Raw genomic sequence first — 19,943 nt, 5'->3', positions numbered from 1 at the left:
GGGAATGGGACGTATCCGCCGTTCCGGCGCGCCGGAACGGCGGATACGTCCCATTCCCTACTCCGCCAGCGCAACGCCGCCGGCCCACCCCCCGCATCGCAGCCGCGGGACCACACAGCGTGTTCAACACACGTCAGCCGATGCGACATAACGGACAAGAAACGCGAAGCATCTTGCATGTAACACAAGGCCGCATTATGTAACACAACCGTTATGGCGAAAGTCACTGCAAAAAGTGGACAAAATTTCTAGAAAGGGCTTTCATCAGGGCTCACCAACCCCGGCCCGGACCGGCGGCCGGGCGGTCCAGGAGGTAAGTACATGTCCCTACTACCACCCCGGCGCCTCACCCTCGCGGCAGCTCTGCCCCTCGTGCTCCTCGCCGGAGGTTGCTCGTACCTGGAAGGCGGCTCGACGGCGGCCGACCCTGACTCCGCGGACTGCGAACCGTTCCGCGAGTGGCAGGACACCGAGGGCGGAACCGTCAACGTGTACGCCTCCATCCGCGACGTGGAGGCTGACCGCCTCGAAAGCGCGTGGGCGGACTTCGCCTCCTGTACCGGCATCGACATCCAGTACGAGGGCACCGGCGAGTTCGAGGCCCAGATCCAGGTGATGGTCGACGGCGGCAACGCCCCCGACCTCGCCTTCTTCCCCCAGCCCGGGCTGCTGGAGCGCTTCGCCAGCGCCGGCGATCTCCTGCCGCTGCCCGACCCGGTGCGTGAGCAGGCCGAGGCCGGCTTCAGCGAGGACTGGCTGAACTACACCACCGTGGACGGCGAGATGTACGGCGTCCCGCTCGGTGCCAACGTCAAGTCCTTCGTCTGGTACTCGCCGAGCTACTTCGCCGACAACGGCTACGAGGTCCCCGAGACGTGGGACGACATGATCGAGCTCAGCGACGCCATCGTCGAGGCGGGCGACAAGCCGTGGTGCGCCGGCATCGAGTCCGGCGACGCCACGGGGTGGCCGGCCACCGACTGGGTGGAGAACGTCATGCTCCGCGAGAACGGGCCGGACGTCTACGACCAGTGGGTCAGCCACGAGATCCCGTTCGACGACGAGGCCGTGGTCGACGCCCTCGACCGGGTGGACACCATCCTGCGCAACCCCGACTACGTCAACGGCGGCTACGGCGACGTGCAGAGCATCGCCACGACCGCCTTCCAGGAGGCCGGTCTGCCCATCCTGGAGAACCAGTGCGCCATGCACATGATGGGGTCGTTCTACGCCGCGAACTGGCCGGAGGGCACCGAGGTCGGCGAGGACGGTGACGTCTTCGCCTTCAACATGCCGCCCATCGACCCCGAGATCGGCACGCCGGTGCTCGGCGGCGGCGAGTTCGTCGGCGCCTTCTCCGACCGTCCCGAGGTCGTCGCGTTCCAGGAGTACCTGGCCACCGCCGGCTTCGCCGACAGCCGCGCCTCCGAGGGCGCCTGGATCTCCGCCCACCAGGACCTCGACCTCGACACCCTCCAGGCGCCCACCGACCGCCTCGGCGCCGAGGTGCTGCGCGACCCCGACGCCGTCTTCCGGTTCGACGGCGCCGACATCATGCCGGCGGCCGTCGGCGCCGGAACGTTCTGGCGCGGGATGGTCAACTGGATCAACGGCGACAGCACCGAAGAGACGCTGACCTACATCGAGGATTCCTGGCCCTCCTCCTGACTCCCTTCAGTCACCTCCCCAGCAGTCTGCAGCGCGGTCCGGGCACCCGTGTCCGGGCCGCGCCCCTGAAAGGGATCACATGGGCTTCTCCATCCTCGACGAACTCCCCAAACTCCTCTGGCTGGTGATCGGCCTCGCCGCCTTCGCCGGCGTGATCGGCCTGCTGCTCCTCGTCGTCGACCGCGGCCCGCGGGCGCGGCGCGACTGGTGGCAGGCCGCCTTCTTCCTCGGCCCGGCCGTGCTGCTGCTCCTGCTCGGCCTGGTCTACCCGGCGCTGCGGACCGCCTGGCTGTCGTTCTTCGACGGCTCGGGAGAGACCTGGTCCGGGCTGGACAACTACGTGTGGCTGTTCACGCAGCCCGAGATCCTCATCGTGCTGCGCAACACCCTGCTCTGGGTGGTGCTCGCGCCGGTGCTCGCCACCGCCACCGGGCTGGTCTACGCCATCCTGGTGGACCGCTCCCGGTTCGAGTCGGTGGCCAAGTCGCTGCTCTTCATGCCGATGGCGATCTCCTTCGTCGGCGCCGGCATCATCTGGCGGTTCGTCTACGCCTACCGGCCGGCCGAAGCCGACCAGATCGGCCTGCTCAACCGGGTCGTGGTCGCGTTCGGCGGCGAACCGCAGCAGTGGCTGCTCAACCAGCCGCTCAACACGCTGCTGCTCATCGTGGTGCTGATCTGGGTGCAGGCCGGATTCGCCATGGTCGTGCTGTCGGCCGCCATCAAGGCGATCCCGTCCGAGATCGTGGAGGCGGCCCGGATCGACGGCGCCAACGCCTGGCAGCTGTTCCGCAGCGTCACGCTGCCGTCGGTGTGGCCGACGCTGACGGTCGTCCTCATCACCATCTCGGTGCAGACCCTGAAGGTGTTCGACATCGTGCGCACGATGACCGGCGGCCAGTTCGACACGAGTGTGATCGCCAACGAGATGTACAACCAGGCGTTCCGCTACGGCGAGCTCGGCCAGGGATCGGCGCTCGCCGTCTTCCTGTTCGCCCTGGTCATTCCGCTCGTCATCGTGCAGATGCGGACCAACCGACGCGTGAGGGAGCAGCAGGCATGAGCGATCCGACCCCCCGTCCGACCTCGGCGGCCGCCCGGGTCCGCCGGCGGCTGTCCGGCCGTGTCGGCAGCGCGGTGGCGATCGTCATCGCGCTGCTGTGGACCATGCCCACCTTCGGGCTGCTCATCTCCTCCTTCCGGCCGGAGCAGCAGATCAAGACCACCGGCTGGTGGACGTTCTTCACGGACCCGCAGGTCACCCTGCAGAACTACGCCGACGTGCTGTTCGGGACGTCGAGCCAGGGCCAGCTGGCGAGCTACTTCATCAACTCGATCGTCATCTCGCTGCCCTCAACGGTCTTCGTGGTGGGGATCGCGGCGCTCGCCGCGTACGCGCTCGCGTGGATGGACTTCCCCGGGCGCGACTGGCTGTTCCTCGGCATCTTCGCGCTGCAGATCGTGCCGCTGCAGATGGCGCTCGTCCCGCTGCTGAGCATCTTCTCCCAGGGGCTGGTCGTGGGCGGCGTGCAGGTCCTGCCGGCCTGGGAGTTCCAGGGGGCGCTGGAGTTCACCAACGTGTGGGTGGCGCACACCATCTTCGGCCTGCCGCTCGGCATCTTCCTGCTGCACAACTTCATCTCGGCGCTGCCGCGCAGCCTCTTCGAGGCCGCCCGCGTGGACGGCGCCGGGCACGGGGTGATCTTCCGCCGGGTGGTGACCCCGCTGATCGTGCCCGCCCTGGTGTCGCTGGGGATCTTCCAGTTCCTCTGGGTCTGGAACGACCTTCTGGTGGCGCTGATCTTCGCGGGCGGGAACGCCGACGTCGCACCGCTCACCGTGCGCCTCGCCGAGATGGCCGGCACCCGCGGCAACGAGTGGCAGCGCCTGACGGCTGGCGCGTTCGTGTCCATCGTGGTGCCGCTGCTGGTGTTCTTCTCCCTCCAGCGCTACTTCGTCCGCGGACTGCTCGCGGGCAGCGTGAAGGGCTGAGGCCCGCCCACCCGGTCCCGGCCGCCGCGGCGGCCGGGACCGGCGCGTTCTCCGCTCAGGCCTCGTCCGGCTGGTACCCGGTGTCGCGCAGGGTGGCGACGATGCCGTCGACGGTGTCCGCGTCGGCCGCGCCCTCGATGCCGGTGTCGGCCACGATCACGAAGACCCGCACCCCGCCGTCGCCGTGCGGGGCGGCCAGCGCGTGGACCACGCCACTGGGCGGCTGGCAGCGGGTGTCCTCCTGGCGGACCCCGACGTCGATGACGGCGTGGTGGCCCTCCAGTCCGTTGCGGGAGAACTCCTCGACCGAGCGCACGGACGTCTCGGGCGCGCCCTCGTCGGTCTCGAACGCGTGGCCCGCCCAGTTGAGCGCGACGGCCTCGGCCATCCCCGCGGTGTCGTCGCTGTCCGAGACCCCCTGCGCCCCGAGGTCGGCTCGCGACCCCCACGTCTCGCACGGCTCGTCCCGGTAGGTGGAGGTGCCGCTCATGGCGATCACGGGCGTGCCGTCGTCGTCCTCGTACCCGCGGATGTACTCGGGGCCGTCGAACTCCCAGCCGTCATCGGCCGGGATGTCGTACACCAGTCCCCACTTGACGGCGTGCGCCACCTGCCAGCCCTCGTGCAGGGGCGGCCGGCCGGGGAGGTCGGTCGGCGAGGCGGCGGTCGAGGGCTCGGGCGGCGCCTCCTCCCGCTCCTGCGGGGCGGAGCTCTCCACGGGGGCCGGTGCCGCCTGCTCGGCGTCCCGGCGCAGCGTGATGGCGACGACCGCGACGGCGATGATGAGGACCGCGACGAGCACGATCGCGAGGACGGCGATCATGATCGGGCTGAGTCCGCCGTTGCCGGGCCGGTTCGGTGCCGGGGCACCGCCCTGCGGCGGGTGCTCCCAGCCGTACTGCGGGGGGTGCTGGTTGGGGGGCCACGTCACGGACCCGACTTTAGAGGAAACCGGCTGGTTTGGCTGCTGCTCCGGGCGGCCCGGAGCGTCAGCCGGCCGCGCGCAGCGCGGCCCGCGCCGCCTCCAGCGTGGTGGTGCGGTAGGCGGCGCCGAACAGGCACACGTGCACGAGCAGCGGATGGAGCTGGTGCAGCGGCACCCGCGCCCGCCAGCCGGCCGCGAGCGGCGCCGCCTCGTTGTAGGCGTCCCGGACCTGGTCGAAGAAGGGCAGGCCGAACAGGGCGAGCATGGCGAGGTCGGTCTCCCGGTGACCGCCGTGCGCGGCGGGGTCGACGACCACCGCCCCCTGGTCCTGCCACAGGACGTTGCCGCTCCACAGGTCGCCGTGGATCCGGGCGGGCGGCTCGGGATCGCCGGCCAGGTCCTCGACGCTGTCCATGACCCGTTCCACGGTCCGCACGTCGGCCGGAGTGAGCGCGCCCCGGTCCGCCGCGATCCGGAGGTAGGGGGCGAGCCGCTGCTCGGCGTAGAAGCGCGGCCAGGACCGGGCCGGGGTGTTGTCCAGCGGCAGCGGCCCGATGAAGCCCTGCCAGGACGCGCCGAAGGAGTCGGCCCCGGACAGGTGCATGGCCGCGAGCTGGTGGCCGAAGCGCCGTGCCGCCGGCCCGGACGGCGGCCGCTCCTCGACCCAGGACAGCACGAGGGTGCGGGCGTCCCAGCCGAGGACGTCGGGGACCGGGGAGCCGAAGGAGCGTCCCAGCCAGTCCAGCCCCAGGGCCTCCGCGCGGAACAGGCCGTCCAGGCGCCCGTCCGGCAGGCGGTCCGCGACCGCCTTCACGAACACCGACGCCCCGTCGCCGAGCCGGACGCGGTGCAGCTCCCACTCCTGCCGGGCGCCGAGCGCCACGGCGGCACCGGCCTCGCGCCCGGTCAGCTCGGTCACGCGGTCGGCGATGGACGTCACCGCGCCTCCTATCCGCGGCGGTCGCGCGCGTCGAGCAGCGCGGCCAGTTCCCCGGTGAGGCCCTTGGCGGCGGTCTCGATCATGTTCAGCACGGCGCCGAACCCGTCGTCGCCGCCGTAGTAGGGGTCGGGGACCTCCGGGTGGGCCCCGGCGCCGGGAGCGAAGGAGCGGAACAGCCGGATCCGCTCGCCCGCGGTGGCGGGGTCGGGCGCGAGGGCGCGCAGGTCGGCGAGGTTGTCGGTGTCCATGGCCAGGACGAGGTCGCGGGTGGCGAACCACGCGGGGTCGAACCTCCGCGCCACGTGGTCGACGGGGTAGCCGTGCACCCGCAGCGTGGTGGCGGCGCGCGGGTCCATGTCGGCGCCGATGTGCCAGCTGCCGGTGCCCGCGCTGTCGACGCGCACGACGCCGTCCAGTCCGGCGCGCTCCAGGTCGGCCATCAGCACCTTCTCGGCCATGGGCGAACGGCAGATGTTGCCGAGGCAGACCAGGCAGACGCGGTACGGTCCGGCTGGGTCGAGCGGTTCCGGCAGGCTCATGACGCTTACGGTAACCCAGATGCCGCTGGCGGAGATCGGAAAACCGCGCCCGGATCAGGAGGCGTCGGCGACGGGGATGATCGTGCCGCCGTAGGTCTCCTCGACGAAGGCGGCGACCTCGTCGGACGTGAGCAGCTCGGCGAGTTCGCTGATGCGCGGGTCGTCCTGGTTGTCCGAGCGGGCCGCCAGCACGTTGACGTACGGGCTGCCCTCGAACTCCTCCAGCAGAATGGCGTCCTCGTTCGCGCTGATGCCGGCCTCCAGCGCGTAGTTGGCGTTGACGACGGCGGCGTCGACGTCCTCCAGGGAGCGGGGCAGCTGGGCCGCGTCGATCTCCTGGAACTCCAGGTCACGGGGGTTGTCCTCGATGTCGGAGAGCGAGAAGGAGCTCTCCTCGGTCCCCTCGGCCAGCGTGATGAGTCCGCCCTCCTGGAGGAGCAGCAGCGCGCGGTACTCGTTCGTCGGGTCGTTCGGCAGCGCCACCGTGGCGCCGTCCGCAAGGTCGTCGAGGGAGTCGGCGGTGAAGGAGTACAGCCCGAGCGGCGGCAGGTAGACGGGGGTGACGGCGACGAGGTCGGTGCCGCTGTTGGCGTTGTAGTCGTCCAGGAACGGCTCGTGCTGGTAGAGGTTGGCGTCCAGCTCCCCCTCGGCCAGGGCGGCGTTGGGGGCGTTGTAGTCGGAGTACTCCTGGATCCGCAGGTCCAGGCCCGCGTCGGCGGCGAGTTCGTCGCGGACGAACGCCAGGACCTCGCCGGCGGGGACGGCGGTGGCCCCGACGATCAGGGCCTCCTCCTGGTCGCCTCCGGCGCTCTCGGAGGGAGCGCCGCAAGCGGCCAGTCCGAGAGCGGCGACGGCTCCGGCGGCGGCAACGGCGATGCGGCGCATGACGGGACTCCTCGTGGGGGGGCGGCGGCCGGCGCCCGGGTGCCGCGGACCCCGGGGGGCGGGTTCCGCGGGCCGGTACGCGACGGGCCGCCGACGGCGAACACTATCCAGTGATGCTAACCAAAGCGGACAAACAGCACAGAACTCCGGTCAGGTGACATCGGTCATCCCGAAGGCCCGCCAGGGACGCCGGGCAGCCGCGCGACCGTCTCGAAGAAGTCGTCGATCCGCCGGACCACCCTGACGAACTGGTCGAAGTCCACCGGCTTGGCCACGTAGGCGTTGGCGTGCAGCCGGTAGCTGCCCATGACGTCCTCTTCGGACTCGGAGGTGGTCAGCACCACGACGGGGATGTGCGCGAGCTCCTCGTCCCGCTTGACCTCCGCCAGTACCTCCCGGCCGTCCTTGCGCGGCAGGTTGAGGTCGAGCAGCACGAGGTGCGGACGCGGCGCGTCGGCGTACTCGCCCTCGCGGCGCAGGAACCGCAGCGCCTCGATGCCGTCGGGCACCACATGTAGCCGGCCGCCGGCCTCGCGCTCCTCGAACGCCTCCCTGGCCATCAGGACGTCGCCCGGATCGTCCTCGACCAGGAGCACCTCGACGGGCCGCGCCATCGCCACCCCGCTCACCCGCTTCCGGCCGGCTCGTCGCCGGCCCCCTCCGGCGCGGGCGCGGCCGCCCCGCCGTCCGAGCCCTCGCGGTCGGACCCGCCGCTCTCGCCGCCGCCCGCCGCGGGCTCCTCGGCGGCCCGGACGGTGCCGGGCCGGGCCGGCAGCGACCAGCAGATCCGCGTCCCCGGCTCCTCCGACTCCGCGTCCAGCCAGATGCGCCCGCCGTGGAACTCCACGATCTTCTTGCACATGGCCAGGCCGATCCCGGTCCCGCTGTACTTGTCGCGGGTGTGCAGCCGCTGGAAGATCACGAAGATGCGCTCGGCGTACTGCGGCTCGATCCCGATGCCGTTGTCGGCGCAGCAGAACACCCACTCGTCGCGCTCGCGGCGCACGCTGACGTGCACCCGCGCCGGCCGCTCGCCGCGGAACTTCACCGCGTTGCCGACCAGGTTGAAGAACACCTGGGTGAGCAGCGTCCGGTCGCCGGAGACCGCGGGCAGCTCGTCGCCGGTGACCACCGCCTCGGCCTCCTCCAGCGCGGCGTCCAGGCTGCGCAGCGCGTCATCGAGCGCGACGTTGAGGTCCACCGGCCCGAAGTCGCGGGTGCGTCCGACCCGGGAGAAGGCGAGCAGGTCGTTGATGAGCGTCTGCATCCGCTTGGCGCCCTCGACCGCGAAGTCGATGTAGGAGTCGGCCCTCTCGTCCAGCCGGCCGTGGTACCGGCGCTGCAGCAGCTGGCAGAAGCTCGCCACCTTGCGCAGCGGCTCCTGGAGGTCGTGGGAGGCGACGTAGGCGAACTGCTCCAGCTCCAGGTTGGACCGGCGCAGCTCCTCGGTCTGGCGCTCCAGGAGCTCAGACTGCTCCTGCAGGGTGCGCCGCGCGGTCGCGACCTCGTGCAGGTCGTGCACGATGCGTTCACGCATGGCGTCCACGTCCCGGCCGACCCGCTGGATCTCGGGGGGGCCGTGCAGGACGATGCGGTGCGCGTAGTAGCCGTCGGAGACCTGCTGGAGGTGGCGGCCCAGCTCGTCCAGCGGGCGCAGCACCCAGTGCCGCAGCATCACCCACAGGAACGCGCACAGCACGAACACCACCAGCCCCACCAGGGAGAGCAGTGCGACGAGCTGCTGGGTGGCGGTGGCCTGCCCCTCCCGCGCGTCGCGCAGCTCGGTGTCGATGTGGCGCTCGGCGATGTTGGCCGCGCTGCGCAGGTCGTTGAACCGCTCCCGGCCCAGCCGGTAGTCCTGCGCGGTGATCTCCTCGCCCTGGTCGACCTTGGCCAGCGTGGGTTCGGCGAAGTCGCGGTGCCACGCCTCGCCGGCGGCGATCAGCGCGCGGATGTCGCTGTCGATGGCGGTGTTGGTCCCGGCGACCTCCTCCAGCCGCGGCAGCGCCTCCTCCAGGGAGTTGCGCCCCTGCTGGTAGGGGGAGAGGAACTCGACGTCCCGGGTGAGCGCGTAGCCGCGGACCCCGTTGTCCTGGTTCAGGTAGGCGGCCACGGTCTGCTGGACGGCGCTCTGCGCCGGGGTGAGCTCGTCGACCTGGCGCAGGACGGCGTCGTAGGCCTGCAGCGCGCTCAGCGTGATGGTCGCCACCGAGGCCACCAGCACCACGGCGACGGCGGCGAGCAGCACGCTGACCCGGCGGCGCAGTGTCCAGCGGTCGGCGTGCGCGAGCCACCGCGGACCGGTCCGGCGGCCGGGCCCGAAGCCCGGACCGTCCGCCGGCGGCCCGCCGGTGCGGGCAGTGCTCACGGACCGGTCCCGTGGGTGAGGAGCAGCATGGCGACGTCGTCCTGCAGCGGGCCGCCGTTGCGCCGCTCGGCCTCGTCCACCAGGCGCTCGGGCAGGTCCACGGTCGAGGCGCCCCGGTCGCGGATGTCCTGCAGGATGCGGCGCAGCCCGCCGACCTCCAGGCGGTCCGGGGGCGCGCCGTCGTAGGCGTCGACCAGCCCGTCGGTGTAGAGCAGCAGGGTGGCGCCGCGCGGGAACGGCCACTCGTCGACGGAGAGGTCGGAGTCGGGGAAAACCCCGAGCGGCGGCCGCGGCGTGGCCGCGACCTCCTCGATGCCGTCGGAGAGGACGAGCGGCGGCGGGTGGCCGAACAGCCGGATCCGCAGGGTCTCGCTGCCGGTGTCCAGGCTGACCTGGCAGAGGGTCGCGTACATCTCGTCCTGGGCGCGCTCGGTGGTCAGGATCTCTTCGAGCGCGGGCAGCAGCTCCTCCTCGCGGACGCCGCCCACGACCAGCGCCCGCCAGGCGATACGCAGGTTGACGCCGAGCGCCGCCTCGTCCGGCCCGTGCCCGCTGACGTCGCCGATGATGACGTGCGTGGTGCCGTTCTTCTCGACGGCGTCGAAGAAGTCGCCGCCCACGAGCGCGCGCTTGCGGCCCGGCCGGTAGAACGAGCGGTGCGTCAGCGGGGAGCGGTCCAGCAGCACCTGGGGCAGCAGGCCGCGCTCCAGGCGCATGTTCTCGCGGGCGTACATCTCGGCCTCGCGGAGCTGGCGGGCGTTCTCGTCGGAGCGCTGGCGCTCGATGGAGTAGCGCAGGCTGCGCGCGAGCAGCGCGCCGTCCACCTGCCCCTTGACCAGGTAGTCCTGCGCCCCGGCGGCGACCGCGGCGGCGCCCTCGTGCTCGTCGTTGAGCCCGGTCAGCACCACGACGGCGGCCGACTCCGCCGTGGTGAGCACCTCCCGCAGCAGCTCCATCCCGCCGGCGTCGGGCAGGTTGAGGTCGAGCAGCACGCAGCCGCGGAAGCCGGGCAGGCGGTCCCGGGCGGCCCGCAGGGTGTCGACCCAGGTGATGGTGGCGTCGAGGTTCGTGTCGGCCAGCAGCTCCTCGACCAGGAACGCGTCCTGGGGATCGTCCTCGATCAGCAGGATCTCGACGGATTCCGCGACGGCGGAGGCCTCCGCCGTCACGGCAGCCTCACCCGGCGCGGGGCCGGCGTACTCCGGCCTCGCCGCGGAGGAATCTGTCACAGCCACAGGCTGGTGCTCCGTTTTCCTGATATCCACTCATCGCCTCTACGTCGGCCCGGCTCCTCGCGTCCACGGTGGTCTCGTGACCGTCCCCCGACGTCTGTACATCGCGCCCGCGGGCGCCTCCGGTTCCCCCTGCCGCGCCGCGGCGCTCCGGCTCCCCACCGGATACCGCGGCGACCGGCGGCGCGGCGCGTCGGCACGCGATCTCGCGGCGCCAAGACCACTAAGAAGATAATCGGCGGTTCTGCGTCACCGCCAGCGGGAGTACGGGACCGGTCCTGGGCTCCGGGGGTCGGGCGCGGGGCGAATGGTCCGGCGCCCCTCACCGTCGCCAGGATACCCTCCCGCGGCCGCGGCGAACGGGCACGTCACGGCGGGTACGCGCAGGTCGGCCGCGCACCGGCCCGCGGATCTTCACGACACTGTGTCAGAACATGCTTGACAGCGGCACCCGGCTTGCTGACATGATGTCACTAAATTTGCGGTTCGCCATGGTCCGCCGGTTCCCGCGGGCGCGCCCGGCGGCCGCCTTCCGGTGCGAGGGGAAGGGTGGGCGCGTGGCTGCGGACCAGCGGACGGCGGTCGAGGAGCACACGGCGGCTCCCTTCTCGGAGCGGCTCCGGGCCGCCACGTGGCACCGGCACACCGACGCCGAGGAGCACGGCTTCACCCGGGCGCTCCTCGCCGGGCGGCTGTCCCGCGAGGGCTACGCCGCCATGGTCGCGCAGCACTACTTCGCCTACGCCGCACTGGAGGAGGTCGCCGAGGCCCTCGCCGAGGACCCGGTGGCCGGCCCTGTGGTGACCCGGGACCTGTACCGCCTGCCGGCGCTGCGCCTCGACCTCGCGGCGCTGTACGGCCCCCACTGGGCGCAGGCCGTACGCCCGAGCCGGCCGACCACCACCTACGTGGCACGCATCCGGCAGACGCTCGACTGGCCGGCCGGGTACGTCGCACACCACTACACCCGCTACCTCGGGGACCTCTCCGGCGGTCAGTTCATCCGCCGCGTCGCCGCCCGCAGCTACGGGCTCGGCGCCGACGCCGGTGCCGCCTTCTACGACTTCGGCGCGCTCGGCAGCCTGCCCGCCTTCAAGGCGGCCTACCGCGAGCGCCTCGACGCCCTGCCGCTCGACGAGGGCGAGCGGGAGCGCGTCATCGACGAGACCCGGCTGGCCTACCAGCTCAACGTCGAGGTCCTGGCCGACCTCGGCCGCCGCCACCCGGCCGACCTGGCGGCCTGACCGCCTCGGGCGTGGGCCCGCCGAGGCCGGCCGGCCTCGGCCGCCCGGCGCGGGCTACCGGGGACGGACCGGTGGCCCGCGCCGCGTGCGACGATAGGTGCCATGCCCAAGATCTCGGCCCCCACCATCGCCGCGCACCGCGCCCAGACCCGGGAGCGGATCATGGCGGCGGTGGCGTCCCTCACCCGCACGCAGGGGATCGACGAGATCTCGATGACCGACGTCGCCGCGGCCGCCGGCATCACCCGCACCGCGCTGTACAACTACTTCCCGGACAAGCCCGCGCTGCTGCTCGCCTTCACCGAGCAGGTCACCTCCGGCTTCGTCCGCCGGTACCAGGACGAGCTTCCCTCCGACGCCACGGCCGCCGAGCGGATGTCGGTCTTCGTCCGGTTCCAGCTGGAGGGAATCGTCCAGCATCCGCACCCGGCGGCGGCGGAGCTCGGCGCGAGCCTCGGTCCGGACGCCTACCAGGCGCTCGCCGACCACGTCGCGCCCATGCAGCGCCTGCTCGTCGAGATCCTGCGCGCCGGCATGGCGGCCGACGAGTTCGACGCCGTACCGGCCGAGGCCACCGCCAAACTCGTGCTCGCCCTCATCGGCGCGCAGCGGGTCCCGCTCTCGCGGGGCGAAACGGCGTTCGACGACGCGCACGCGCTGGTGACGGCGTTCGCCCTCCGGGCCCTGGGCGTGGACGCCGGCACGGTCGAGCGGGCGGTGCACCGCCGGGCCTAGGCCGACCGGCCGCCAAGGCCCGTGGCGAGCCGCCCGCCCGCGCGAGCGGTCCTCCCGGCGCCTGGAACGCGGCTGCGGGAGCGGGGCCTACGAGGCCAGCCGCTCACGCGCGTCGCGACCGGAACCGGCCGGTCCGGCACCGTGTTCGGGCTGGTTGATCTCGGCCCACACCGCGTCCAGGGAGAGGCCGAGGACATCGGCGATCGCCGCGATGGTCGGGAAGGCGGGGGTGGCGACCCGCCCCGACTCGATCTTGCGCAGGGTCTCCGGCGAGACACGGGCGTCCAGCGCGGTATCGAGCATCGAGCGCTGCCCCCGGGCCCGGCGGAGGAGGGCACCGAGGCGCTGTCCGCGTTCGACCTCTGCGGGAGTGAGCGGCAACCTGACCATGCCCCCGATTCTAGTACCGGGATAATATGGCCGGTATAGTTATTGGCTGTTCGAGGAAGGCGCCACGTGATCGAGATCCTTACCCCCGCCCGACTGCCCCAGGCACGGGACACCGGCGCCCTGGTCGCCGACATCCTGCAGGCGCTGAAGAGCCGCAGCGCGGTCGGCACCAACCTTCTGGAGATCGACCGCTGGGCCCGGGACATGATCGCCGAGGCCGGAGCGCTGTCCTGCTACGTCGACTACGAGCCGTCCTTCGGCCGCGGCCCGTTCGGCCACTACATCTGCACGGGCGTCAACGACGCCGTGCTCCACGGGCGGCCCTACGACTACGCGCTCGCCGACGGCGACCTGCTGACACTGGACCTCGCCGTCTCCAAGGGCGGAGTCGCCGCGGACGCCGCCATCAGCTTCATCGTGGGCGAGGCGAAGCCTGCGCAGAGCGTCGCGATGATCAGCGCCACCGAGCGCGCGCTGGCCGCGGGGATCGCCGCCGCCGGCCCCGGGGCCCGCGTCGGCGACATCTCCCACGCCATCGGCACGGTCCTCCGCGAGGCGGGGTACCCGATCAACACCGAGTTCGGAGGCCACGGAATCGGCTCGACGATGCACCAGGACCCGCACGTCGCGAACACCGGTCGCCCCGGCCGCGGGTACAGACTGCGCCCCGGGCTGCTGCTGGCCCTGGAGCCGTGGGTCATGGCCGACACCGCCGAACTCGTCACCGATGCCGACGGGTGGACGCTGCGCAGCGCGACCGGCTGCCGCACCGCGCACAGTGAGCACACGATCGCCATCACCGACGACGGAGCCGAGATCCTCACCCTGCCCACGCGGGCGCGGCCGTGAGGCCAGCGGCCCCGCGCTCCGCCGCTCCCAGCGACGAGCCGCGCCTCGCCGGCGGGACGAGGGGGACGGAAGGCCGGCCGCGTCCCGCGTCGACGCCGCCCTGACTCCCCGGCACCGCCGCGACGCCGCCCGGCCCGTCACCGACGGCGGCCGGCCGATCGGCGAGGTCGCGGCGCGCTCCCCCTCCGGCCGGGCAATGCCGTATCGGATGGCCGCAACCGGCCCAGATCCGACATCAGGCGCTACGTCCGGTGAAATCTCCGGCAGAATCCTGTGCCGTTGGTCTCCGCTCTCCCCGAAGGACGCCGAAGGTGTCGCTCGCGCTCATCGTCGTCGGTGCCGCTCTCGTGTCGGTCGCGCTGTTCAACCGGCTGCCCCGGATCGCGGCCCGCCGCCGACCCGAACGGCACCGGGTGACCGCCGGTTCCGCCTCCGCGCTCCGGGTGCGCGCGGTGCCGGCGCGGCTGACGGAGAGCGGGCGGGCCACGTTGACCGCCGTCGGCGGGAGCATGCTCATCGCCGCCGTCCTGCTGGCGCTCTCCGGCCTCTGAGGCGGCCGGCCGCGGTCCGCCGCCGGCTCAGCGACCGCGCAGCCGGCGGCGGACCGCGGCCACGGCGGCGGCCGTGGCCGCCGCCCCGGTCAGCGCCACGGCTGCCCCCGCCGCCTCCCTGCGGCGGCGGCGCCGCGCGGCCGCCGCGGCGGCGGCCGCCCGCTGCTCGGGATCGAAGCGCCCCCCGCACCTGGCGGCGTCGAGTTCGTCGGGCCGCCAGCACGCCGGCCACGGCCGGAGCGGATGCGCCGGAGTCGAGCGGATGCCCCCGTTGGGCAGCCGGGCGGTCAGGCCGTCGACCCGGCGGCGCGGTTTGAGCCGCGGCCGGGAGGCGGCCTCCGGCAGGGGCGCGGGCGGCGGCGCGAGCGGCGCGGGCCCCGTGTAGCGGAGCTCCCCCGGGGCGTTGTGCAGCAGTTCCGCCAGCAGCTGGGCGCAGGCCCGTGCGTCGCCGAGCGCGGTGTGCTGGCCGGTGGGCCAGTGCCCGTTCAGCGTGTGGCTGGCCCAGGGCAGCGAGTAGCGCTCCAGGTCGAGTTGCGAGCGCAGCGCGCGCAGCGTGCACAGGCCGGGCATGCCGTCGGGCAGCCACGCGCCGAACTCGGCGGCGAGGAAGCCCTCCTCGAAGTCGAGTTTGTGGCCCACGACCACCGCGCCGGCGCACAGCCGGGCGAGCTCGTCGGCGATATCGGCCGCGCTCGGCGCCCCCACCACGTCACCGGAACCGATGCCGTGGAACTCCTGACCGGTGACCGGTCCCCGGGGGTCGAGCAGTGTGGTGAACTCGCGGAGCACCGTGCCGTCGCCGCGCATCCGCAGCACCGCCACCTCGCAGACGCGGGCACCGCCGACCGGGTCCAGGCCGGTCGTCTCCACGTCGATCACCGCGTACTCGAGGTCCCGCGCCGGGCGGCCGGCCCGGGACCGGGTCAAGGCCCCCATCCGGAATCCCCACCGGCCGGCACGGCCATCGTCCCGCACGTCCTCGCCCCTGTCTGCTCGTGTCCGGTCCCGCCGGTCCCCGCCGATCGCGGCGGCCGGGCCGGCGCGCGTCGCGAGGCTGCTTCGGGCCCGACCGAGCCCGTTCCCGCGCGCCCAGGGCACGACACTACCCGCTGAGGGTGACGCCCCCGGCGGAGTCGGCGCGGCCGCCCGGAGGCGGGGGCGGCCGCGGAGGCCGGACTCACGCCGCGGGCGGTCCGGGTCCGGCGGTTATGCTCGGCGCGAACCCACCCGACAAACCACACGAAACGCCGATATCCCCCGACGCGCGTGAGGATCGCCATGCCCGAGAGCCCGCTGCCCGACTACGCCCCTCTCGTCGAGGTCGTCCGTTCCGGCTTCCGCGAGGGTGTGCACTACGGCACCGCCGTCGGCCTGACGGCCGCCGGCGACGTCGGCTACGCGCGGGGACCGGTCGACACCCCGATGTTCCCCCGCTCCTCGGCCAAGCCCTTCCAGGCGCTCGCCTGCCTGCGCGCCGGCGCCGACGTCGCGGGCGAGCGGCTCGCGATCGCGGCCGGCAGCCACTCCGGCGCCGACCCGCACGTCGCCGCGGTGCGCGGCATGCTCGCCGACGCCGGCCTCACCCCGGAGGCGCTGCGCTGCCCGCCCGACTGGCCGCTGGACCGCTCGGTACGCGACGCCCTGCTGCGCGCCGGCGGAGAGCCGGAGCGGCTGCGGATGAACTGCTCGGGGAAGCACGCCGCGATGCTCACCGCGTGCGTCCGGCAGGGCTGGAGCACCGGCGACTACCTGGACCCGGAGCACCCCCTGCAGGCGCTCGTCCGTGCCACGACCGAGGAGAAGTGCGGCGAACCGGTCGCGCACACCGCCGTCGACGGCTGCGGCGCGCCCCAGCTCGCCGTCTCGCTCGCCGGTCTCGCCCGCGGACTGCGCGCGATGACGCTGGCGGAGCCGGACTCGGCCGAGGCCCGCGTCCTCGATGCCATGCGCGGCTTCCCCGAGTTCGTCGCCGGGGACGGCCGCCCTGACACCGTGGTGATGCGCCGGCTCCCCGGTGCGGTCTCCAAGCAGGGCGCCGAGGGCGTGATGGTGGTGAGCGTCCCCACCGGCGAGACGGCCGCCGTGAAGATCAGCGACGGCGACGCGGCCGGACGCGGCGCCGCCATGGCCGCGCTGATGGCCCTCGCCGCGCTCGGGGTCGACATCGACCCGGTGGCCGACCTGCTCAGCCGCCCGGTCCTGGGCGGCGGCGAGCCGGTCGGCGTCGTCCGGCCGCTGCACCGCTGACCCGGGACCGGCGGCCGCGCCGCACCGGCCCGGAATCCGGCGGGCTCGGTCCGTCGTTGGCACTGCCGTGGGGCGGCGGCCCCACTGGCCGCACGGCCCGGTATACCGGGTGGCGGTACGGATCGGTGTCGGTGTGGAGGTCGGATGCGCGGGGTCGTGGTCGTCGGCGGGGGCATGGCGGGGCTGAGCACGGCGGAGGCGCTGCGCTCGGCCGGGTTCGACGGCACCGTCACACTCGTCGGCGAGGAGCCGCACCGGCCCTACTCCCGCCCCCCGCTGTCCAAGGAGCTGCTCACCGGCAAGGGGACGACCCGCAGCCTGGTGCTCCGCGACGAGCCGGAGTTCGACGCGCTGCGGCTCGACCTGCGCCTGGGCCGGCGGGCCGTGCGGCTGCGCCCGGCCGAGCGCGCCGTCGAGCTCGACGACGGCGCGCTGGTGCGCGGCGACGCCGTGGTCATCGCCACCGGCGCCACCGCCCGCCGCCCCGACACCGGCCTCGCCGGCGTGCACGTGCTGCGCACCCTGGACGACGCCGAGGCGGTGCGGGAGGGACTGGAGGCCGTCGACCGGGTGGTCGTAGTCGGCGCGGGCTTCATCGGCGCGGAGGTCGCGGCGAGCGCGCGCACGCTCGGTCTGGACGTCACGCTGGTCGAGGCCGCGCCCACTCCGCTGACCCGCGTGGTCGACCCGCGCGTCGGCGAGGTCCTCACCGAGCTGCACCGCGACAACGGGGTGGACGTCCGCCTCGGCGTCGGCGTCACCGGTTTCGAGGGCGGGAACCGGGTGGAGCGCGTCCGGCTCGCCGACGGCACCGCGGTCGCCGCGCCCATGGTGGTGGCCGGGCTGGGCGTGCGGCTGAACACCGACTGGCTCGCCGGTTCCGGCGTCGAACTCGCCGACGGGGTCGGCGGGGTCCGGCTGGACGCCTACTGCGCGACCAGCGTCCCGGGCGTCTACGCGGCCGGCGACCTCGCCAACTGGCCGCACCCGCGCTACGGCGGACGCGTCCGGCTGGAGCACTGGACGAACGCCGGCGAGCAGGCCGCCGCCGTCGCGCACAACCTGCTGGCCGGCGCGGGCCGACGGCGTCCCTACACCCCGGTCCCCTACTTCTGGTCCGACCAGTACGGCATGAAGGTGCAGCTGCTCGGGCAGGCCGCCCCGGCCGACACCGTGGAGTTCGTCCACGGCTCCCCCGCCGAGCGGAAGTTCGTCGCGTTCTTCGGGCGCGGCGGCATGCTCGTCGGGGTGCTGGGCCTGCGCTCCACCCCCAAGGTCATGCGGTACCGCCCGCTGCTGACCGAGCCGACCACGTGGGAGCAGGCCCTCGCCGCCGCCGGACGGTAGGAGGCGGAGGAGCGGGGTCCGCGGGGGCGCCCGCTCGGGGGCGACCCGGTGTCGGGCCGCCCGCGGGCGGCGGGCATGCTGGGGGCCGGCCCCCTCGGCGATGGCGCCGCGGCGGGCCGGCAGAAGGGGAGTGACAGGGCATGGCAGGGCGAAGGTCGGTCTCGGTCGCACGCGTCGTCCCCGCCTCGGCGGCGGCGGTGTTCGACATCATCACCGCGCCGGCGGCGCACGCGGAGCTGGACGGCTCGGGAATGCTGCGCGGCCAGCCCGACGGCCCCGAACGGCTCGGCCCCGGCGAGCGGTTCGCGATGGCCATGCGGCAGGCCGGCGTGCGCTACCGCAGCGTCAACACGGTGGTCGAGTACGAGCCCGATCGGCTCATCGCCTGGGAGACATGGGGCGAGTGGCGGGGCCGCCGCACCGTCGGCGGGCAGCGCTGGCGCTACCAGCTGGTCCCGCTGGCCGAGGACCGCACCCGGGTGGTCCACACCTACGACTGGTCGGGCGCGCGGTTCCCGCTGCTCGTCGAGCTGCCGGGCTACCCCCGGCGGATGGCCCCGGCCATGAGCGCGACACTGGCCCGGCTCGCCGAGGCGGCCGGCCGGGACCGGCCGGCTCCTCCGGCCGCGGACGGGCTCAGCCCTCGATCGTGATGGCCTGCTTGGGGCACATCCGCGCCGCCTCCTCCACTCGGCCCCGCAGCTCCTCCGCCGGCTCCTCCTGGAGGACGTAGAGGAAGTCGTCGTCGCGCACCTCGAAGACCTCCGGGACGATGCCCATGCAGACCGCGTTGCTCTCGCAGCGGTCGAAGTCGACGGCCACCCGCACCATGTGCCACACCTCACTCGTCTGGGTCCCGCTGCGAGCTTAATCCGCCGGGGAGCCGTCCGGCCGCCGATCCGGCGCGGCCGGCCGGGCGCGGACGCGGCGGGTCCCGCCGTGGTGGACGCCGGCGCGCACCGCCGGCGTCCCGCGCGCTACTGGAGGGCGAACCGGTCCGTCGCCTCGATGAGGTGGTGCAGGATGCCGGGCTCGGTGTAGGCGTGCCCCGCGTCGTCGACCAGGTGGAACTCGGCCTCGGGCCACGCCCGGTGCAGGTCGAACGCGGTCTTCGCCGGCGTGCACACGTCGTAGCGCCCCTGGACGATCACCCCCGGGATGGACCGCAGCTTGCCCGCGTTCTCGATCAGCTGGCCGGGGCTGAAGAACCCGCCGTGCACGAAGAAGTGGTTCTCGATGCGGGCGAACGCCAGGGCGTAGGCCGGTTCGGCGAAGTCGGCGCGCAGCCGCGGGTCCGGCCGCAGCGAGATGGTGGACCCCTCCCAGAGGCTCCACGCCTGCGCCGCCTCCAGCCGCACCGCGGGGTCCGGGGAGTTCAGCCGCTCCGAGTAGGCACCGATGAGGTCGTCGCGCTCCTCCTCCGGGATCGGGGCGAGGTAGGACTCCCACTCGTCGGGGAAGAGGAACGACGCGCCGTTCTGGTAGAACCAGCGCAGCTCCTCGTTGCGCAGGGTGAAGACGCCCCGCAGGATCAGCTCGCTCACCCGCTCCGGGTGCTCCTCGGCGTAGGCCAGCGCCAGCGCGCTGCCCCACGATCCCCCGAACACCTGCCAGCGCTCCACGCCCGCCATGCGGCGCAGCCGCTCGATGTCCTCCACCAGGTTCCACGTGGTGTTGGTGTGCAGCTCCGTGTCCATGCGGCTCGCGTGGGGGGTGCTGCGCCCGCTGTTGCGCTGGTCGAACAGCAGGATGCGGTAGCGCGCCGGATCGAACAGCCGGCGGTGGTCCGGCGAGCAGCCGGCCCCGGGACCGCCGTGCAGGAACACCACGGGCTTTCCGGTCGGGTTTCCGCACAGTTCCCAGTAGATGCGGTGCCCTTCGCCGACATCGAGCATCCCGCTGTCGTACGGCTCGATGGACGGATACAGCGTGCGCATGGAGGAGCGCCCTTCTAGAACGAGGTGGTTGTCGTGCTGGGGCCACACGCGTCCGGCGAACCGAAGCGGCGGGGGATGACCCGGTCCGAGGGGC

Annotated in this window: 21 protein-coding genes; 10 read left to right on the top strand and 11 right to left on the bottom strand. The window is 73.4% G+C overall.

Annotation, left to right across the window (positions count from 1 at the left end; all coding sequences use genetic code 11):
* Positions 1-321: 321 nt before the first annotated feature.
* The 3 genes from DEF28_RS13395 (at position 322) to DEF28_RS13385 (ending at position 3,660) form a co-directional block, all read left to right on the top strand.
* Entirely contained in the window at positions 322-1,668 is a 1,347-nt protein-coding gene (locus DEF28_RS13395) for an ABC transporter substrate-binding protein (protein WP_114397523.1), read from the top strand.
* 79 nt (positions 1,669-1,747) lie between these two features.
* Positions 1,748-2,731 (top strand): carbohydrate ABC transporter permease, encoded by a 984-nt coding sequence (locus tag DEF28_RS13390; protein WP_114397522.1) that lies wholly within the window; start codon positions 1,748-1,750, stop codon positions 2,729-2,731.
* Positions 2,728-3,660 (top strand): carbohydrate ABC transporter permease, encoded by a 933-nt coding sequence (locus DEF28_RS13385; protein WP_114397521.1) that lies wholly within the window; start codon positions 2,728-2,730, stop codon positions 3,658-3,660. The genes DEF28_RS13390 and DEF28_RS13385 overlap by 4 nt, the downstream gene beginning before the upstream one ends.
* Positions 3,661-3,715: 55 nt before the next feature.
* Here DEF28_RS13385 and DEF28_RS13380 read toward each other — a convergent pair whose 3' ends face one another.
* From DEF28_RS13380 to DEF28_RS13350, 7 genes are all read right to left on the bottom strand, one after another.
* Entirely contained in the window at positions 3,716-4,591 is an 876-nt protein-coding gene (locus DEF28_RS13380; RefSeq protein ID WP_114397520.1) for a hypothetical protein, read from the bottom strand.
* A gap of 58 nt (positions 4,592-4,649) precedes the next feature.
* Positions 4,650-5,525: a fructosamine kinase family protein gene (locus tag DEF28_RS13375; protein ID WP_114397519.1), complete on the bottom strand. Its 876-nt coding sequence runs from the start codon at positions 5,523-5,525 to the stop codon at positions 4,650-4,652.
* A gap of 8 nt (positions 5,526-5,533) precedes the next feature.
* A complete protein-coding gene (locus tag DEF28_RS13370; RefSeq protein ID WP_114397518.1) occupies positions 5,534-6,064 on the bottom strand; it encodes a low molecular weight protein-tyrosine-phosphatase in 531 nt (176 codons plus the stop codon).
* 54 nt (positions 6,065-6,118) lie between these two features.
* On the bottom strand, positions 6,119-6,949 hold the full coding sequence (locus tag DEF28_RS13365; RefSeq protein WP_114397517.1) for a MetQ/NlpA family ABC transporter substrate-binding protein: 831 nt from the start codon (positions 6,947-6,949) through the stop codon (positions 6,119-6,121).
* 164 nt (positions 6,950-7,113) lie between these two features.
* Positions 7,114-7,563 carry a response regulator gene (locus DEF28_RS13360; protein WP_114397526.1) on the bottom strand — a complete coding sequence of 150 codons (450 nt, stop codon included), beginning with the start codon at positions 7,561-7,563 and terminating at the stop codon, positions 7,114-7,116.
* An 11-nt stretch (positions 7,564-7,574) separates the two neighbouring features.
* Positions 7,575-9,317, bottom strand: coding sequence for a sensor histidine kinase (locus tag DEF28_RS13355; protein ID WP_114397516.1), 1,743 nt, complete (start codon positions 9,315-9,317; stop codon positions 7,575-7,577).
* The gene (locus tag DEF28_RS13350) at positions 9,314-10,552 is read right to left on the bottom strand and encodes a PP2C family protein-serine/threonine phosphatase (RefSeq protein WP_181874274.1); all 1,239 of its coding nucleotides are present in this window, start codon (positions 10,550-10,552) and stop codon (positions 9,314-9,316) included. The genes DEF28_RS13355 and DEF28_RS13350 overlap by 4 nt, the downstream gene beginning before the upstream one ends.
* A 554-nt stretch (positions 10,553-11,106) precedes the next feature.
* On the opposite strand from DEF28_RS13350, the gene DEF28_RS13345 reads away from it, so the two are divergent.
* Together DEF28_RS13345 and DEF28_RS13340 are read left to right on the top strand one after the other, a co-directional pair.
* Positions 11,107-11,793, top strand: a complete 687-nt coding sequence (locus DEF28_RS13345) for a biliverdin-producing heme oxygenase (RefSeq protein WP_233515280.1) — start codon at positions 11,107-11,109, stop codon at positions 11,791-11,793.
* A gap of 102 nt (positions 11,794-11,895) precedes the next feature.
* Positions 11,896-12,528, top strand: a complete 633-nt coding sequence (locus tag DEF28_RS13340; protein ID WP_114397514.1) for a TetR/AcrR family transcriptional regulator — start codon at positions 11,896-11,898, stop codon at positions 12,526-12,528.
* An 87-nt stretch (positions 12,529-12,615) separates the two neighbouring features.
* On the opposite strand, the gene DEF28_RS13335 is transcribed toward DEF28_RS13340, so the two are convergent.
* The gene (locus DEF28_RS13335) at positions 12,616-12,918 is read right to left on the bottom strand and encodes a helix-turn-helix domain-containing protein (protein ID WP_114397513.1); all 303 of its coding nucleotides are present in this window, start codon (positions 12,916-12,918) and stop codon (positions 12,616-12,618) included.
* A gap of 66 nt (positions 12,919-12,984) precedes the next feature.
* Between DEF28_RS13335 and map the strand changes: the two genes are divergently transcribed.
* Together map and DEF28_RS13325 are read left to right on the top strand one after the other, a co-directional pair.
* Positions 12,985-13,767 (top strand): type I methionyl aminopeptidase, encoded by a 783-nt coding sequence (map, locus tag DEF28_RS13330; protein ID WP_114397512.1) that lies wholly within the window; start codon positions 12,985-12,987, stop codon positions 13,765-13,767.
* Positions 13,768-14,078: 311 nt separating this feature from the next.
* Positions 14,079-14,318: a hypothetical protein gene (locus DEF28_RS13325; RefSeq protein ID WP_114397511.1), complete on the top strand. Its 240-nt coding sequence runs from the start codon at positions 14,079-14,081 to the stop codon at positions 14,316-14,318.
* 27 nt (positions 14,319-14,345) lie between these two features.
* Here the strand turns inward: DEF28_RS13325 and DEF28_RS13320 are convergent, their stop codons facing one another.
* Positions 14,346-15,254, bottom strand: coding sequence for a 3'-5' exonuclease (locus DEF28_RS13320; protein WP_114397510.1), 909 nt, complete (start codon positions 15,252-15,254; stop codon positions 14,346-14,348).
* Positions 15,255-15,596: 342 nt separating this feature from the next.
* On the opposite strand from DEF28_RS13320, the gene DEF28_RS13315 reads away from it, so the two are divergent.
* The 3 genes from DEF28_RS13315 to DEF28_RS13305 all read left to right on the top strand — a co-directional run bounded on the left by DEF28_RS13315 (position 15,597) and on the right by DEF28_RS13305 (position 18,565).
* Positions 15,597-16,565, top strand: a complete 969-nt coding sequence (locus tag DEF28_RS13315; RefSeq protein WP_114397509.1) for an asparaginase — start codon at positions 15,597-15,599, stop codon at positions 16,563-16,565.
* Positions 16,566-16,709: 144 nt separating this feature from the next.
* Positions 16,710-17,912 (top strand): NAD(P)/FAD-dependent oxidoreductase, encoded by a 1,203-nt coding sequence (locus DEF28_RS13310; protein WP_114397508.1) that lies wholly within the window; start codon positions 16,710-16,712, stop codon positions 17,910-17,912.
* Positions 17,913-18,052: 140 nt separating this feature from the next.
* A complete protein-coding gene (locus tag DEF28_RS13305; RefSeq protein ID WP_114397507.1) occupies positions 18,053-18,565 on the top strand; it encodes an SRPBCC family protein in 513 nt (170 codons plus the stop codon).
* On the opposite strand, the gene DEF28_RS13300 is transcribed toward DEF28_RS13305, so the two are convergent.
* Both DEF28_RS13300 and pip read right to left on the bottom strand, forming a co-directional pair.
* Positions 18,549-18,740: a ferredoxin gene (locus tag DEF28_RS13300; RefSeq protein ID WP_114397524.1), complete on the bottom strand. Its 192-nt coding sequence runs from the start codon at positions 18,738-18,740 to the stop codon at positions 18,549-18,551. The genes DEF28_RS13305 and DEF28_RS13300 overlap by 17 nt on opposite strands.
* Before the next feature lie 149 nt (positions 18,741-18,889).
* Positions 18,890-19,849, bottom strand: a complete 960-nt coding sequence (gene pip, locus DEF28_RS13295) for a prolyl aminopeptidase (RefSeq protein ID WP_114397506.1) — start codon at positions 19,847-19,849, stop codon at positions 18,890-18,892.
* Between the last annotated feature and the right edge of the window lie 94 nt (positions 19,850-19,943).

Source organism: Marinitenerispora sediminis, assembly GCF_003336425.1.
Taxonomy (GTDB): Bacteria; Actinomycetota; Actinomycetes; order Streptosporangiales; family Streptosporangiaceae; genus Marinitenerispora; species Marinitenerispora sediminis.
Note: the sequence above shows the minus strand (reverse complement) of the source record. Positions and strands in the feature narration are given on the sequence as shown.

What these genes read in the sequence shown, in the direction of transcription:
- DEF28_RS13395 (WP_114397523.1), top strand. Translation starts at nt 322, where the DNA reads ATGTCCCTACTACCACCCCGGCGCCTCACCCTCGCGGCAGCTCTGCCC.
- DEF28_RS13390 (WP_114397522.1), top strand. Translation starts at nt 1,748, where the DNA reads ATGGGCTTCTCCATCCTCGACGAACTCCCCAAACTCCTCTGGCTGGTG.
- DEF28_RS13385 (WP_114397521.1), top strand. Translation starts at nt 2,728, where the DNA reads ATGAGCGATCCGACCCCCCGTCCGACCTCGGCGGCCGCCCGGGTCCGC.
- DEF28_RS13370 (WP_114397518.1), bottom strand. Translation starts at nt 6,064, where the DNA reads ATGAGCCTGCCGGAACCGCTCGACCCAGCCGGACCGTACCGCGTCTGC.
- DEF28_RS13365 (WP_114397517.1), bottom strand. Translation starts at nt 6,949, where the DNA reads ATGCGCCGCATCGCCGTTGCCGCCGCCGGAGCCGTCGCCGCTCTCGGA.
- DEF28_RS13360 (WP_114397526.1), bottom strand. Translation starts at nt 7,563, where the DNA reads ATGGCGCGGCCCGTCGAGGTGCTCCTGGTCGAGGACGATCCGGGCGAC.
- DEF28_RS13340 (WP_114397514.1), top strand. Translation starts at nt 11,896, where the DNA reads ATGCCCAAGATCTCGGCCCCCACCATCGCCGCGCACCGCGCCCAGACC.
- DEF28_RS13335 (WP_114397513.1), bottom strand. Translation starts at nt 12,918, where the DNA reads ATGGTCAGGTTGCCGCTCACTCCCGCAGAGGTCGAACGCGGACAGCGC.
- DEF28_RS13320 (WP_114397510.1), bottom strand. Translation starts at nt 15,254, where the DNA reads ATGGGGGCCTTGACCCGGTCCCGGGCCGGCCGCCCGGCGCGGGACCTC.
- DEF28_RS13315 (WP_114397509.1), top strand. Translation starts at nt 15,597, where the DNA reads ATGCCCGAGAGCCCGCTGCCCGACTACGCCCCTCTCGTCGAGGTCGTC.
- DEF28_RS13310 (WP_114397508.1), top strand. Translation starts at nt 16,710, where the DNA reads ATGCGCGGGGTCGTGGTCGTCGGCGGGGGCATGGCGGGGCTGAGCACG.
- DEF28_RS13305 (WP_114397507.1), top strand. Translation starts at nt 18,053, where the DNA reads ATGGCAGGGCGAAGGTCGGTCTCGGTCGCACGCGTCGTCCCCGCCTCG.
- pip (WP_114397506.1), bottom strand. Translation starts at nt 19,849, where the DNA reads ATGCGCACGCTGTATCCGTCCATCGAGCCGTACGACAGCGGGATGCTC.